14 protein-coding genes are annotated in these 16,367 nt (G+C 34.6%); 2 read left to right on the top strand and 12 right to left on the bottom strand.

Annotated features, from left to right (window positions below):
* Positions 1-44: 44 nt before the first annotated feature.
* Positions 45-2,342: a chondroitinase-B domain-containing protein gene (locus tag ACJJVJ_RS13025; RefSeq protein ID WP_405370781.1), complete on the bottom strand. Its 2,298-nt coding sequence runs from the start codon at positions 2,340-2,342 to the stop codon at positions 45-47.
* A 238-nt stretch (positions 2,343-2,580) separates the two neighbouring features.
* On the opposite strand from ACJJVJ_RS13025, the gene ACJJVJ_RS13030 reads away from it, so the two are divergent.
* The gene (locus ACJJVJ_RS13030) at positions 2,581-2,949 is read left to right on the top strand and encodes a hypothetical protein (protein WP_405370783.1); all 369 of its coding nucleotides are present in this window, start codon (positions 2,581-2,583) and stop codon (positions 2,947-2,949) included.
* A 17-nt stretch (positions 2,950-2,966) separates the two neighbouring features.
* On the opposite strand, the gene ACJJVJ_RS13035 is transcribed toward ACJJVJ_RS13030, so the two are convergent.
* From ACJJVJ_RS13035 to ACJJVJ_RS13065, 7 genes are all read right to left on the bottom strand, one after another.
* Positions 2,967-3,176: a DUF2892 domain-containing protein gene (locus tag ACJJVJ_RS13035; protein WP_405370784.1), complete on the bottom strand. Its 210-nt coding sequence runs from the start codon at positions 3,174-3,176 to the stop codon at positions 2,967-2,969.
* A 12-nt stretch (positions 3,177-3,188) separates the two neighbouring features.
* Positions 3,189-6,383, bottom strand: a complete 3,195-nt coding sequence (locus tag ACJJVJ_RS13040; protein ID WP_405370786.1) for an efflux RND transporter permease subunit — start codon at positions 6,381-6,383, stop codon at positions 3,189-3,191.
* Positions 6,384-6,504: 121 nt separating this feature from the next.
* Entirely contained in the window at positions 6,505-7,581 is a 1,077-nt protein-coding gene (locus ACJJVJ_RS13045) for an efflux RND transporter periplasmic adaptor subunit (protein ID WP_405370787.1), read from the bottom strand.
* Positions 7,582-7,632: 51 nt separating this feature from the next.
* A complete protein-coding gene (locus tag ACJJVJ_RS13050) occupies positions 7,633-8,943 on the bottom strand; it encodes a TolC family protein (protein ID WP_405370788.1) in 1,311 nt (436 codons plus the stop codon).
* 156 nt (positions 8,944-9,099) lie between these two features.
* Positions 9,100-10,137, bottom strand: a complete 1,038-nt coding sequence (gene cydB / locus ACJJVJ_RS13055) for a cytochrome d ubiquinol oxidase subunit II (RefSeq protein ID WP_042247779.1) — start codon at positions 10,135-10,137, stop codon at positions 9,100-9,102.
* A gap of 10 nt (positions 10,138-10,147) precedes the next feature.
* A complete protein-coding gene (locus ACJJVJ_RS13060; protein WP_405370790.1) occupies positions 10,148-11,503 on the bottom strand; it encodes a cytochrome ubiquinol oxidase subunit I in 1,356 nt (451 codons plus the stop codon).
* A gap of 423 nt (positions 11,504-11,926) precedes the next feature.
* On the bottom strand, positions 11,927-12,274 hold the full coding sequence (locus ACJJVJ_RS13065; protein ID WP_405370791.1) for a rhodanese-like domain-containing protein: 348 nt from the start codon (positions 12,272-12,274) through the stop codon (positions 11,927-11,929).
* Positions 12,275-12,392: 118 nt separating this feature from the next.
* Between ACJJVJ_RS13065 and ACJJVJ_RS13070 the strand changes: the two genes are divergently transcribed.
* A complete protein-coding gene (locus tag ACJJVJ_RS13070; RefSeq protein ID WP_405370792.1) occupies positions 12,393-12,980 on the top strand; it encodes a class I SAM-dependent methyltransferase in 588 nt (195 codons plus the stop codon).
* A gap of 57 nt (positions 12,981-13,037) precedes the next feature.
* Here the strand turns inward: ACJJVJ_RS13070 and ACJJVJ_RS13075 are convergent, their stop codons facing one another.
* From ACJJVJ_RS13075 to ACJJVJ_RS13090, 4 genes are read right to left on the bottom strand one after another with little or no spacing between them, the layout of a single operon-like run.
* Positions 13,038-14,444, bottom strand: a complete 1,407-nt coding sequence (locus ACJJVJ_RS13075; protein ID WP_405370794.1) for a rhodanese-like domain-containing protein — start codon at positions 14,442-14,444, stop codon at positions 13,038-13,040.
* 59 nt (positions 14,445-14,503) lie between these two features.
* Entirely contained in the window at positions 14,504-15,304 is an 801-nt protein-coding gene (locus ACJJVJ_RS13080) for a sulfite exporter TauE/SafE family protein (protein ID WP_405370796.1), read from the bottom strand.
* Positions 15,305-15,363: 59 nt separating this feature from the next.
* Positions 15,364-15,990 carry a Crp/Fnr family transcriptional regulator gene (locus ACJJVJ_RS13085; protein WP_104515731.1) on the bottom strand — a complete coding sequence of 209 codons (627 nt, stop codon included), beginning with the start codon at positions 15,988-15,990 and terminating at the stop codon, positions 15,364-15,366.
* Positions 15,974-16,276, bottom strand: coding sequence for a DUF983 domain-containing protein (locus ACJJVJ_RS13090; protein WP_405370798.1), 303 nt, complete (start codon positions 16,274-16,276; stop codon positions 15,974-15,976). The genes ACJJVJ_RS13085 and ACJJVJ_RS13090 overlap by 17 nt, the downstream gene beginning before the upstream one ends.
* Positions 16,277-16,367: the final 91 nt, after the last annotated feature.

Consider the following 16,367-nt stretch of genomic DNA (forward strand, 5'->3'; position numbering starts at 1 on the left):
TTACTTTAAGAGAATTAAAAATTAATTCTACAATATTCTTTAAATTAATAAACTAGTTTCAATTCTATATTTTCAACTACTTTAATTTCACCAGAGTTAGTAACTGTATTGTTAACCGGTTGTTGCCCTTTGGCACCCCATAAAACAGCTGTAAACTTAGTGTCGTTATTAGTAAAAGTATTGTTCTCAAAAGTCACGTTTACGATACCTCTAGTATTGATTAGAATTTCATCTTTATCTAGATTACCAGAGTTAGTAAAAGTGTTGCCAGAAAGGTTTAAAATACCTCCTATGGTAGACTCATCATAACCACCTCTATAGAAATCTATCACTTCGTTAGATATGTTGTCAAAATTAGATTTTGTTATAGTTAGAAACTCTACGTTGTAATCTCCTTTATCATCTATTTCCTTGTCTAGCAAAAATCCGTTGATACAGTTTTTGAAAGTAGAATTGTTAACTATAATCTCATCTGCAAATGAGCTTTTAGACGCATCTAACACAGATTTGAAATTTTCAACACTTATGTCATTAAGATGAATACCATAAGCCTTAGACATATCCTTATCTTCTGTTCTGAAGAGATCTTGGTCTGCAGTACCTAGAATATTTAAATTTTCTAAATGTAAAATACCTTTAGGTTGCATTAAGAAAGCAGTCTTTAAATTATCAAATTGTATAGTTGCTCTAGCATCTTTATTGGCAGATGTTATTTTTAACTCCTTAGCTAGTGTGATCGTTTCATCTATCAAGTAAGTACCTTCTTTTAAAGAAAGAATATCTTCAGAATTAGCATCTTTAATAGCTGCCATGAACTCACTCGCATTTGTAACTGTATGAGTTTTTATATCTTTATTTCCAGTAGAAGGTGTAAACCATTTTGCACCATAAATAGAATAATCTACCGTTGCTTTTTTATCGCTCACTGGTGGGATAATAGCACCTATGTAATTTTGATCTTGGTTTCTAGATTTACCAAAAAGATCTACATCGATATCATTAAAACCATAACCATCATATAACTTACCATCATACTGTGCAGGAGTGTAAAAAAGCTCGTCACCTAACGTATTAGAGATAGATTTTAATGTGAAATCTTCACGATCAGAATCCATATTTTTATTACTTAACAGTAAATTGTTTTTAAATTTCACACCATCTATTTTATCATAAGCCTTAATAGGATAAGAAGTAAATCGGTCATTATATACAAGATTATTAGCAAATATGACTCTTTTAGGACGTGCAGATCTTATTTCAGACGGTGGTAAAACCTCTGCCTGATCAGTGTTTACACCTACAGAAAAATGTATAGGTTGTTCACAGTCTATCCAGCTATTGTGTGCTATAACTACATCAGTTACCTGGTTATATCTATTTAAAGGAGATTTAGGGATACCGTTCATAACAGCCAGTCCACTACGGAATTCTGTACCGCGCATTTTATAGAAATAATTATTTGTTACTACGTGACCAGTATTAATAACACGTATTCCACCTACATAAGGGTTATCATTACCTATAAATATGTTACCACTTATAGTTGCATAATTACCATGTCTAGTTACTACAGATCCTTCACTCTCTAGAAATACGTTATTAGAAAAGTTATTGAAATTAGATTTACTAGAAATAATTTCTACCTCACCATTACATTTTTCAAAAAGGTTATTAGTTACTTGAGTATAGGACGGTGTCATAGACGTTGTACTAGCACCTAGTTGCATAGTCTCAGCCTTAGGACCACCTTTTCTAGGTCTAGGCCCGAAATGGTTGTCATGTATCTTATGATAATTATTTACATGTTCGTTACCATTAAGATATACCTTTAAAGTAGGTCCTTCATTAGATTTTCCAGCAATATAACTGTGATCTAGTTCATTATGTTTGCCATAAAACTCTATCCAGTGATCTTTTCTATGACGATCAGGTTGTGTAAACTCTTCTATAACTGTACCAGTAACACGACAGTTAAAAGCGATAGAGTCAGGGGAGTTTCTAAATATTATAACTGCTTCGTCTGGTGTGTATCCATTCTTAAAATAAAGATCTTTGGCAACTAGATATTCACCACTTAACTTTAAAAAAGACTGTCCTTCTAAGATTACCTCACCAGGTGTTTCTGCTTTTAAAACTATAGGTTTTTGCTCTGTTCCCATTCCATGAAATTTGATTTGAGCATCCTTCCAGATACCGTTTTTCATGGTGATAACATCTCCGGCTTTTGAGTCGTCAATTGCACTTTGCAGCTCGTCTATATTTGATACGTTTATAGAAGTCAGCTTTTGATCATTACATGAGATTAAAGCTATGGCTAGCGCTAGTAAAAATATTCTTTTCATAGGTTGTTTTAAGAGAATTCAAGATACCTACTAAAACGATATAGCCAGGTCTTAAAGAGTCCTAAATGAAGTATAGAATCGTACCGTTTTCATTAATTTCTCTATTTAAGGCTACTAAAACAGAGAGATTCTCATTTTTAGACAATTGTTTGTAATAATTCCGCTTTCGCGAAAGCGGAACCTAAAACACATAGCTATAAATAATAAAAAGCCTATCTTTAAGAACCAACTTAGCTTTATGAAATCAATAAAACATTACGATATAGGATATGCAGATATATTCATTTTTAAACTTTATTTAATTGTACAAGTTAAAGAGGGATATTCTGTTGAAGTAGATGATATCGATATCTTCCATGCGTTGATTGAAAATCATTTCAGCGATCAAAAATTCATTTATATTTCTAACCGAGTGTATTCCTATTCAGTAAATCCGTTAATTTACCCTAAGGTTGCAGCTGTTGAGAATTTAATCGGTATGGCTGTAGTTGCAGACAATGGAATTAAAATCAAAACAGCTAGTTTTGAAAAAAACTTTTTATCAAAGCCTTTTATAATTTGTGCTACACTAGATGAGGCTATTATTTGGGCTTCACAACAATTTTAAGTGCTGTATTGATATTTCTATTTTACAGCACAACCTTTTGCTTCTTTCTTAACACCCAATTTAACTAGAATAGTTTCTAGTAAACACCACTTTGTAAATGCAGACTGTATAAGGTTAACACCTATAAATACCGTAAACCACATCCAGTTTGGGTTTACATAAACGGTTAACACCACGCTTAAAAGTACCATGGTACCTACGATTACTCTAAAATATGTATTTAACATTGCTTGATTTTATTATTTATAATTTTTCTTTTCTATCATATAATAAACTAATGGTACTACCAGTAGGGTCAATACAGTAGACACAATAGTTCCACCCATTAATGATATTGCCAACCCTTGAAAAATAGGGTCAAATAGTATGACAAATGCGCCTATAACAACTGTACCTGCTGTAAGCAAGATAGGAGTGGTACGTACAGCACCAGCTTCAATAGCAGCCTGTTTAAGAGGCACACCTTCGGCAGTTCTTAAGTTGATGAAGTCTATTAATAGTACAGAGTTCCTAACCATAATGCCGGCTAGGGCTATCATTCCTATAAAAGATGTTGCGGTAAAGAAAGCACCCATAATCCAGTGACCTAAAATAATACCGATTAGGGATAACGGTATGGCCACCATCATAACGATAGGTGCTTTAAAATTTTGAAACCATCCTACAATTAATATGTAGATTAAGATGATAGCTCCTAAAAATGCAATTCCCAGATCTCTAAATACTTCTAATGTTATTTGCCATTCGCCATCCCACTTTACCGTATAATCATCTTCAAAATCTGGTTGGCCTAAATACATTTCGCTAATACTGTAGCCTTCAGGCATAGGGATCGATTTTAATTTTTCTTCCATTCCTAAAATAGCATAAGCAGGACTTTCTAGTTCTCCTGCCATATCAGCCATGACGTAAACGACTCTTTTTTGATTTTTACGATAAATACTTTTTGCACTTATAGACTCACTGATCTCTACTAAGTCTGCGATAGGTACCATGGTTCCCTGATTAGAAGCAACTTTAAGTTGTGAAATGTCTTGAATCGTTGACTTCTCTTTTTCATCTAGTGCTAGTACGATACCTATTTGCTGTACAGCATCTTCATCATATAGATTTGTTATTGGTCTATCAGATAGTGCTAGGTGCATGGTGTAGGCTATTTGTTGTGGTGCCACGCCATATAACATTGCCTTTTCTTTGTTGATGGTAAATTGATATTCAGTTTGGTCGTTTTCTACCATCCAGTCTATATCAACTACATCATCCGTGTTCTTTAAAATATTTTGAACCTCATTTGCTACAGTAATTTGCTGTTCATAATCTGGACCATAAATTTCTGCAACAATTGTGGAAAGTACTGGTGGTCCTGGCGGTACTTCTACCAGTTTTACATTAGCATTATACTTCGCAGCGATTTTTTGAATATCAGGACGCATCAAGCTAGCAATATCATGACTTTGTGCATCGCGTTTTTCTTTATCGATAAGGTTGACTTGTATGTCAGCCATATTACTACCACCACGCAAATCATAATGACGCACTAGTCCATTAAAAGTGATAGGTGCAGATGTCCCGATGTAATTTTGATAATTGACTACTTCTGGTCTAGTAGATAAATACTGAGATATTTCTTGAGCGACCACACCAGTGCGTTCTAGAGTTGTACCTTCAGGCATATCTATGACCACTTGAAATTCATTTTTATTGTCAAATGGCAACATTTTTACCGCAACAGAATTTGTGAAAAACAATCCCATGGTAACTAGTAAAATCAAAAAAGTACCACCTAGAAATAACCATCGTTTGAAACGATTTTCCATTAAAGGACGCTCAAATTTATTATACAGTCTATAAATAAGAGTTTCTTCAAGTGGTTTTTCTGTTTTTTCAACGCTACCTTTTTTGTCTTTTTCTCTTAGGAATATATAACCTAAGTATGGAGTAATGGTTAAGGCTACAAACAAAGATAAAATCATGGCAATGGAAGCTCCTATAGGCATAGGTGCCATATATGGTCCCATTAATCCAGATACAAAAGCCATAGGTAATACAGATGCGATTACCGTAAAAGTTGCTAGGATAGTAGGGTTCCCTACTTCGTTTATAGCATATAAAGCAGCATCCTTAAAAGGCAATCGCTTCATTTTAAAGTGCCGGTGCATATTCTCTGCTATAATGATGGAATCATCAACTACAATACCGGTTACAAACACTAATGCAAATAAGGTGATCCTGTTTAAGGTGTAGTCCAGCATGTAATAACTCAATAAAGTTAATGCAAACGTGATCGGTACAGAAAGAAATACAACGAGTCCACCACGCCAGCCCATCGCTAGCATTACAACAAAGGTTACAGCAATAATAGAACCTATAAGATGCAATAATAATTCTGAAACTTTATGAGATGCCGTCTCGCCATAATTACGTGTAATTTCTACTTGCACATCATCTGGTATTAAGGTCTTGCGCAGGTGTTCAACTTTGGCAATAATGACATCTGCAATTTTCATAGCATCTGCACCTTTACGTTTTGCAACAGATATAGTTACCGCTGGATATTCAGATAAGAAATCGGTTTTTTTATCACTTCCTTGACCAAAGCCTAAACTAACATAACTTTGAGGCACCTCTGGTCCATCAATTATTTGAGCGACTTGTTTTAAATAGATAGGTTGATTTTGTTGCACACCAACTACAAGATTTTCAACATCAGTAGTACTGGCTAGAAAATCACCAGTGTTAACGATAAACTCGGTGTCGTTTTTATCAAATTTTCCAGCATTAAGTTGTGCGTTATTAGCCTTAATCATTTGAGAGACTTGCATAAAGTCTAGACCACTAGAGGCTAGTTTATCCTTATCTAAAACAACTCTTAGTTGACGTTCTCTACCACCTATTTTATGTGTGATAGCGACATCGTTTATTTTCTTTATTTCGGCCTCTAATTCATGAGCCATTTGTCCTAGTTGATAATCACTATAGTTCTCACTCCATAAAGTAAGGCCTAGCATCGGGACATCATCTATGGCACGAGTTTTTACTAGTGGCATGGTCACGCCTTCAGGCATTTGATCCATGTGTTTATTAATCTCGTTGTATAATTTTACAAAACTGCGTTCAATATCCTCGCCCACATAAAACTGCACAATCACCATTCCTTGTTCCTTCATAGAAGTAGAGTAGACGTACTCGACACCTTTGATGTTAGAAATAAGTTGCTCCAGTGGTTTAATAACACGAGATTCCACCTCAGTAGGGCTAGCACCTGGATAACCTACAAAAATGTCTGCCATAGGCACATCGATCTGTGGTTCTTCTTCACGTGGTATTAAAAATGAGCTGTATACTCCTACGACCATAAAGACGATCATTAAGAGCACAGTCAGCTTTGAATTCATAAAGACTTTGGCAACTTTACCAGCTAATCCTTCTTTCATTAGATATATTTTTTGGGCGTTTTAACAGGCTATCCGTTACAATCTTTTTGAAGGCAGTTTTCGCGAAAGCGAAAAAAACCACAAAAAGGATTTTCACTACTATCCTTAACGCAATATTGAATTATTGTATAGTCACTTTTGCACCGTTAAATAGCTTACCATTTGATGAGGTAATGTATTTTTCATCGGCATTAAGTCCTGATAATATTTCTACTTGATCACCTAGAGTTCTACCTAATCGCAACCAGCGTAGCATGGCTGTATTATTCTCACTGATGGTATACACACCAGTAAGTTGACCTTTTGTAATAAGTGCCGATGACGGAATTAGAACATTATGATTTGCAGCTTTTCTTTCAACAGGGAAAGCAATAGTGGCAAACATGCCTGATAGAACCGGTACCTCTGTTTTATCTAACGTTATTTTTACTAGATACTGACCACCAGTTTGTTGTGCAGATGTACTTACTTCTTTTACCTTACCAGTTAATGTTTGTTGAATGGAAGATATCGTTACCTGTACTTCTGATTCTTTTTTAATTTGAGAGATCTCAGTTTCAGGTACCATAGCCATTACTTCAAAATCGCCAGGCGCCTCTATAGAAAGTAACGGTTGTCCAGGATTTGCCATGTCACCTTTTTTAATGTTTTTGCTAGTAATAACACCATTAAAAGGCGCGGTTATATTAGAATATGCAAACTGAGCATTAATTTCATTTTTCATTTGCTGTGCACCTTCTAGACGAGCCTTGGCCATATTAAAATTTGCCGTGATGTCATCTAGTTCTTTTTGTGACGCACTATTATCTGCAAAGAGATTTTTAAATCTGTTGTAATCTTTTTGAGCATTATTAAATGCTGCAGTAGCTTCGGTTATACTAGCGTTTACTTGTCCTTTTTTTGCTTGTAAATCTGCATTATTAATGGACACTAACAACTGACCCTTTTTTACTGGATCACCTACGTTAACTAGAACATTATTTACAAATCCCATCATGCGTGTGCTCAATTGTGCGCTATTTGCTGCTTGAACTTTACCGCTTACCGCAAGAAAAGGACTGCTATTATTGTCAATTACTGCCTGTACCGTTACAGGAATTGCAGGAGAATTGTCCACCACTGGTTGAAACTCTTTTTCACCACAGCTCATTATTAGTAAGGTAAAGACTGCGGTTAATAGGATATATGATTTTTTCATTCTTTATATTTTATAAATAAAAAGCTTGGGCTCTTTTATTATATGGGTTTGTTATTTTGACTTGGTTAAAAAGTTGATATACGCCTGTGCATAGTTGAATTCAAAAACCGTTTGATAATATTCTAATTGTTTTTGAGCAAATTGGGTTTCGGCATTTAGTAGGTCCGATGTTTTTTCAAGACCTTCTTTAAATCTATTGGTACGTATGCGTAATGATTCTTTAGACTGATCTAGTGCTAGCTGTGCTAGTTTTAATCTGTTTTCTGCATCATTAAGCATGCGTTGTGCCTTATTAATTTCTAATTTTGATTTAGAAACATATTGCTCGTATTGCAACTTAGATTTCTCTAATGTTGCTTTACTTTTATTAGCCTGACCGATACGTTGTGATCCTTTAAAAAGATCCCAGCTCAATTGTGCACCTACCACATATCCATTTGCACTCGCTTGAAATAGGTTTTCATCATACAATTCATAAGATCCAAATGCATTAAGTCTAGGTAGAAAAGCCATCTTGTCTGCCTTGTTTGCTGCTTCATAAGCAGTAGTAGCAAGTTGCATGGCTTTAATATCTGATCTGTTTTCAGAAAAGTTATTGTCCTTTATAGTGATGTTTTTAATCGTTAAGCTATCACTAGGCTTGTATATAGTATAACCATCGTCATCCATTAAATAAGAAAGATAATCTGACGCATTTTGCACGTTACTACGCGCAGTTTGTAGTTGGTTTTGAACTTCAGTAAGTCTTACCTCTACATTAAGAACATCTGCACGTTGCAGGTATCCTTGCTTTAATCTGTCTTGGGCTAGTTTTAAATTTTCTTGAGCTGCTTTTTGAACTTTTTCTAATACAGCAATCCCTTTGTAAGCTAGTTGTAATTGCATGTATGCATTTTCTACTTCAAAAGATAGATACTCTTCTGTGCGCTGTTTCTTAAGTAATACAGCTTCCATTGACGCTCTTGCTGCTTTACGTTGATACAAACCATCTATATTAATTAAGGGTTGTTGTACTTCAATTATAGTAGCAAAATTTTGAATCTGATCTGGATCATTAAGAAGATCTGGATTGAAGTCGTTTGAAGTTAAGATTCCTTGATTTAGTTTAGAACCAAAAGCCATCAATGGATTAGTGGTGATAATACCAGTATGACTAGCGGTTATATTAGGCAAGAAAACAGCTTTAGTCTGATCAAAATCTGCTTTTGCTTCTAGAAATTCTTGCTCAGATATTTTTATAGAATTGTTGTTTTTAACCACTTTTTCAGCAACTTCTTCTTTTGAAATTAGAGTAGTTTGCTGTGCTGTCGCTTGCGTTAATATCGCAATACTAAAGGTTATAAATAATAAGATTTTCTTCATTACAAGAGATTAGTAAAGCAAATTTAACTCGCTATTTTTCTTGCTAGAGTAACCTATGTTACTCAACCTTATTTAAATTAAAAAGCCACCTATTAATAGATGGCTTTTTGTTGATTTATCTCGCTTTCGCGAAAGCGTAATTATACCTTTTTATGACTAGTAACTGGTATCGTCTAATTGAACTTTACCATTAAATGTTTTATATAAAAAGATAAGATATCCAGCAAGAAGTGGAGCTCCTACGACTACCATAGTAAGCATGATTCCTAATGACTTTTGAGAAGATGCTGCATTGTATATCGTAACGCTAAAAGCCGGATCTATCGTTGATGGTAATAATACTGGATATAGTTGAAAGGCTACTAACATTAATAAAAAGGCCATCGTTAAAGATGAAAAGATCAATGCTTGAAAATATTTTTTCTTAGACACCAATCGAGGCACATTTGCCACTGCTAGAAATGCTAATATAGGAAGTGCAAAAAATAATGGTTGTTCCTTAAATCGATCTGTCACACCTGGTAAGAATATCAGTGTGTATAACGAGGTCACAGCAAAACTAATGATAAAGAAAATCATCCCTTTTTTGAGTAAAAAAGTTAATCTGCTGTGTAGTCTTCCTTCTGTTTTAAGCAACAAGAAAATAGCACCTTGGGTCATAAATAATGATAAGGTTGTAAATCCAGCCATGATGGCATAAGGACTTAGAAAAGCAAAGAAAATACCACCTTTATAAGTGTAGTTTTCTCCTATTTCAAAACCTTGTAAAACATTACCTAAAACCACTCCTAATAAAAATGCGATTAATGTATTAGATATAAAATAGATGATGTCCCAAGTGGTGCGCCACCATTTCATCTCTTCAGAACTTCTAAATTTAATGGCAGATGATCTTAGGACCAGCAATAATAAAAACAGCATAAATGGAATGTACATAGCAGATAACATGGTAGCGTACATCACAGGAAACCCTGCAAATAAGGCGCCGCCACCTATAATAAGCCATACTTGATTTGCATCCCATAAAGGTCCTATGGCATTAATAGCGATACGTCGACTTAAATCTTTTTTGAAAAATAAATGCCATGCGCCAGCACCATAATCAAAGCCTTCTAAAATTGCATATCCTGAAAATAATAATCCAACAACTAAATACCATAGTGTAGGGTAATCTATACCTAAAAAAGTTTCCATAATGCTGGTCTTAAACGTATTTTAAAAATTCATCTGGGTTTTTTGCCTCGTCATATGGGCCGTGCTTTATCTTCTTATTTACTGAATAAATAAATAAAAGAAACAATACTGTGTAAACCACTAAGAATAAAATTAACGAGAACAATATCTGATTAGATGATACCTCTTGCGAAAATCCTTCATCAGTTCTTAAATGACCATAGACTATCCATGGTTGTCTTCCCATCTCTGCAGCAAACCAGCCTACTTGATTTGCAATCTGTGGTAGTAATACAGAGAAGGCAAATATTTTGAGCAACCATTTTTTATCAAATAAAGTGCCTCGCCACCATAAAAAACAAGCATATAAGGTCAATCCTATTAAAAACATGCCTATCGATATCATAATATGATAAAACTGGAAAACAGCATTTACCTGTCCAGGACGTTCATTTTCTGGAAAAGCGTTTAAACCTGTAATAGGCTCTTCAAAATCTTGATGTACTAGGAATGAGAGTCCGCCAGGTAATTTGATACCGGTGACTTCTTGGGTCTCGTCATCTACCCAACCGAATAGATACAAATCTGCAGGTGCAGATTTTTCATAATGGCCTTCCATCGCAGCTAGCTTTGCTGGTTGATTAACGGCAACGCCATCTGCAGAGCTGTGTCCAGAAAGCAATTGTGTCAAAGAAAAAATAGTGGCAACGGCTAGCGCAATTTTAAATGCTTTTTTTGATATTTCTACATATCGTCCTTTTAATAAATAGTAAGCATGTACACTAAGAACTAGAAAAGTCCCAGCAAGAAAAGCACCTTGCCAGACGTGAATGATTCTATCGACACTCGATGGGTTAAAAACCATAGCCCAGAAGTCAGTCACTTCAGCTCTGGCATCAAATCCTTCACCTACGATATGGTATCCGGCAGGCGTTTGTTGCCAGCTATTTGCCACAACTATCCATACCGCAGAAAACATAGAACCTAAGAACACCATTATAGTTGAGAAAAAGTGAACTTTAGGAGAAACTCGATTCCATCCAAAAAGTAAAATTCCTAAGAAAGTACTCTCTAGACCAAATGCAAAGAGACCTTCGGCAGCAAGTGCGCTTCCAAAAATATCTCCTACATATCTAGAATAAACTGACCAATTAGTACCAAATTCAAATTCCATGATGATACCAGTCGCAACACCTATCCCAAAAGTGATCGCAAATATTTTTAACCAAAAACGCGTCAGGACTTCATACTGTTTATTACCGGTTTTGAGATATAAACCTTCCATAATTGCCATAATTAATCCTATACCTATACTTAAAGGCGGATATATGTAGTGAAAGGCAATGGTAAAAGCAAATTGTATACGGGCTAGAATTTCTGTATCCATCGTGACATGATTTTGTTTTACAAAAATAGGTTCTAGACTTAGTTTCTTGTGTTACAATAGTCACTTAAAACCGTTAATTTTTTAAAATCTCGCTTTCGCGAAAGCGGGATCATCTGTCACATTTTCATAGATTCCATTTCAGGAAAGTCATAAATATTTATGAATGGTATTTAATGGAGTTACACGTAACTTTAGAACATGATCTGCTATTTCAGCTAACTGCATTAATGCACCGTGTAACTTTTTAAATTTAAGATGTATAGTTCAATGATTTTCTCCATTTATATCCATTGAAACATCTTAGGTTCATGTAAAGTAATTGATAGTTTGTGAGAAAATAATTAAGCTCAATTGCTGCGATTTAATCGACTGATAGCTTTATTTATATTTCTCCTGATTTTCTATTTAAATAGATAAAGTTGTCTAACTCCAGTTCATAAAACCACCTTGTAAATCATAAATTTCTTTAAAACCTATGTTTTCAAGTTTTCTAGCGGCATTATTACTACGGCTACCAGAACGACAGTATAAATAAATGGCCTTTTCTTTATCATATTTTTGTAACGCATCCATAAATTTAGACGTGTTAAAAAAGTCAATATTAACGGCGCCTTTAATGTGACCACTCTTAAATTCGCTAGGTGTTCTTACATCTAATAATTGTTTTGTCTTGTCCATACTTTTAATAGCCTGCTTAAAATCTGCAGGAGATAATTTCTTTATTTGATCAGACGATGATTTTGTGCTAAAAAGGCTGCTTAAAAATGACATGATAATATTTTTATATAATTTTTCAAAATAAAAATACCACGCCTTAAGCTATTTAAAAGTGACCTTTGTTACACTAATTCATTATAATTACAAATGTTAGATTATTAAATTTACACTTATGAATTTTGAGCAAACAAATGACCTGCTAGGTGGTATTGATATTTATATTATTGACCAGATTTTAAAAAATCGTTATCATCCAAAACAATCTATTTTAGATGCAGGTTGTGGTAAAGGAAGAAATTTAAAATGGTTCTATGACAATGATTTTGAGATCTATGGTGACGATGTAGATTCTGATTTTCTCGCTTTCGCGAAAGCGAAATACCCAAAGAGTAAAGCTAATTTTATAAATTCAAATCTGGATGAACTACCGTATAAGGATAGTAGTTTTGACCACGTTTTATGTTGTGCTGTATTGCATTTTGCAAAAAGCGAAAAGCAATTTACAGAAATGTTTAAAGAATTGATACGAGTATTAAAACCTGGTGGCACTCTATTAATTAGAATGGCCTCAAACATCGGGCTAGATGGTAATGCCCCAATAGTACGGTTTAAAGATAATGGACAAAAAGGGACTTATTATTTAACCAGAGAACGCATTGCTTTATTGCTTTCAGAATTTCAATTAGAATTATTAGAACCGGTAAAAACGACTAATGTGCAAGATGAACGAGCCATGACAACTTTAGTTCTATCCAAATAAAAAAAAGCGACAATTTCTTGCCGCTTTCAACTAACTCAACCATAACTTGATACCTTACTAAAGTGTCGATGGACAGACATAATTAGTAACAGCGATATCAATTTCTTTAATAGCGTTAAACCCTCCTTCTACATTTATTAAATTATGTATACCTCGACTTTTTAATATCGATGCTGCAATCATGCTTCTATAACCACCAGCGCAGTGAATGAAAAAAGTGTTTTCTGGAAATGATGCTAGGTGATCATTAATGTAATCTAGTGGAGTGTTGTGAGCGTCCACGACATGTTCTGATAAAAACTCACCTTCTTTACGTACATCAAAAATAGGTAGATGACGTTCATTTTGCTCTTCTTCAAATTGCTTAACTGTTATTGAGGTCACTTTATCATATTCCATAGCGGCTTGCTTCCATGCTTCAAATCCGCCTTTTAAATAGCCAATTGTTTGGTCAAAGCCTACTCGGGAAAGTCTTGTTAGAGTTTCTTTTTCTCGACCTTTTGTTGTAATAAGTAGTAATGGTTGTTTGACATCTGCAATTAGCGATCCTACCCATTGTGCAAAATTACCGTCTAAACCTACAAATATGGATCTAGGGATATGACCGTTTGCAAATTCTTCTTGAGATCTTACATCTAGGATGATTGCTCCAGTTTCATTTGCTGCAGCTTCAAACGCTGCTGGTGATAGAGCTTTTGTCGCCCTATCCATAACGGTGTCTAAACTTTCATAACCTTTAATATTCATCATTACATTTTGAGGGAAATAACCTGGTGGTGGTGTGAGACCAGTAAGAAGTGCTTTTTTAAACTCTTCTTTGCTCATTTCTTGCAATGCATAATTGGTTTTCTTCTGGTTTCCTAAGGTATCTGTAGTTTCCTTGCTCATCATTTTACCACATGCTGATCCAGCACCATGATTAGGGTACACAATTAAATCATCACTTAACGGTAAAATTTTGTTACGCAGCGAATCGTACAAGTAACCAGCTAGCTTGTCTTCTGTAAGATCTTCTACAACATGCTGAGCTAGGTCTGGACGTCCTACATCTCCTATAAATAAAGTATCTCCTGTAATGATACCGTGTTCTTTACCATCTTGATCGATTAATAAATAGGTCGTACTTTCCATAGTGTGACCAGGAGTATGGATTACTTTTATTTTATAATCACCTAACTCAAAAACCTGCTCGTCTTTTGCAATCAAAGCGTCGTAACCAGGTTGTGCCGTAGGTCCAAAAACAATTTGTGCTCCTGTTCGTTCACGTAGGTCTAGGTGACCGCTCACAAAATCGGCATGAAAATGAGTCTCAAAAACATACTTAATCTGTGCGTTATCTTTTGCTGCTCTTTCTATATAAGGATTCACCTCTCTTAGAGGATCAAATACCGCAGCTTCACCATTGCTCTCTATGTAATATGCAGCGTGAGCTATGCATCCTGTATAAATTTGTTCTATTTTCATGATGATTTTATTTCTTGTTTAAAATTAAAAAAAGTGATCATTTAAAATGGTAACATAAGTCACATAACAAGTTCTTTGATGATGATATATATACCCATCACCAAGACAAACCAACCAAATGCTTTTTTTAGTTTTTTACCGTCTATGAATTTATTGAGATAAATTCCTAAGAAAATTCCAATAATAGAAAGCGTTGTAAAGGGTAATAAAAAGAACCAATCTATTTCCAGATTTTTCACATCACCTAGAAATCCTATCAATGAATTTATGGAAATAATGAATAGGGAAGTAGCTACTGCTTTTTTCATGGGTAGCTTTGCGAGTAGTACTAAAGAAGGTATGATTAAAAATCCACCACCAGCGCCTACTATTCCAGTAATGGTACCGACTACTATACCTTCTACAACAATTATGGGATAGTTGTAAGTTACGACGCTGTCCTCATCGCTTTCTTTGCGCTTATTACGTATCATGGAAAAAGATGCTAATAACATTACAAAAGCAAAAAATAGCATGATTGCAAGGTTTTTAGTTAGCACAAATCCGTTTACCGTAAATAATTCATCTGGTATCGCTGGTATTAAATACGCTCTAGTTAGGTAAACCGCTATAAAAGCTGGAATGGCAAATATGATAGCGGTTTTAAAGTCTACCAAACCTTTAGTCATATTCTTGATAGCACCTACGAGAGATGTCGTACCTACTACAAAAAGAGAATATGCAGTGGCTAGAACAGGGTTTAATGTAAGGGCATAGACTAAAATGGGTACAGTAAGAATGGAACCACCGCCGCCTACAAGCCCAAGAACAAAGCCTATTAAAAGAGCTCCTATAAATCCTAATATTTCTATTATTTCCATTCTATAAATTTTAAAAACTCAAATATAGAAGGAGCTTAATCGCATGTTTGTAACAGATGTTACACGACTTCAATAAAACTGCGGTGTAGCTTTATCTTATTAATATTTTCCATTTTTTTAAGTAGTCGAGAGATGACAACTCTGCTGGTATGTAAATCTGCAGCAATTTCTTTGTGAGTAGTATAGATATGTTTACTATTAAGAATTTTAATTTTATCGTTCAAGTAATTCTCTAAGCGCTCATCCATATTATTAAAAGCAATATTATCTACACTTTCTAATAGCTCCATCATACGTGTATGATAACTGGTAAAGACAAAATTGCGCCAGGTCTTATATTTAGAAGACCATTCTTCCATTTTTGTAACAGGTATCATTAATAGTTTAACTGGAGTCTCTGTAACAGCATGAATTTCACTTTTAGTATTTCCTACACAGCAAGTCATAGTCATGGCACAAGTGTTACCTTTTTCTAGATGGTAGAGTAATAACTCATTGCCATCAGCATCGGGACGCATAATTTTAATGCTTCCAGAAAGTAAAAGTGGCATGGATTTAATGTATTGGCCAGGCTTTATTAAATCTTGTCCAGCAGGAACTTCCATAAAAGTTGCCACGCTATTGATGTCTTCTATAAGTGCTAGCTCAAATTGTGAACCATAATATTCTTTAAGCTCTTGTATCATTTTTGACTTGTTTTGCAATCATAGGATTGTACTTAAAAAAAAGATGTGCCCATATAGCTTTAGAAACTGCACCTATGTAGGGAAATGTTAAGGCAAGTATGGCAACTATAGCAACAAAGATAGTTAATGGATTATCTGCTAGACCTAAAAATAATAAAATTACATATGTTGCTACTGCAAAAGCGATTCCTACAGCATAACTAACATACATCGCACCAGTATAGAAACTAGGTTCAATACTGAATTTTAATTCACATTTTGAACATCTTTCTTTTACCTTATTCATCTTAGAAATTTTATAAGGATTTGCTTCAAGAAAATTCCCTTGACGGCATTGAGGACATTTTAAAAAAAGGATACTGTATATAATAGATTTC

Origin of the sequence: Nonlabens sp. Asnod2-A12 (assembly GCF_045063745.1) — a bacterium.
GTDB lineage: Bacteria > Bacteroidota > Bacteroidia > Flavobacteriales > Flavobacteriaceae > Nonlabens > Nonlabens xylanidelens.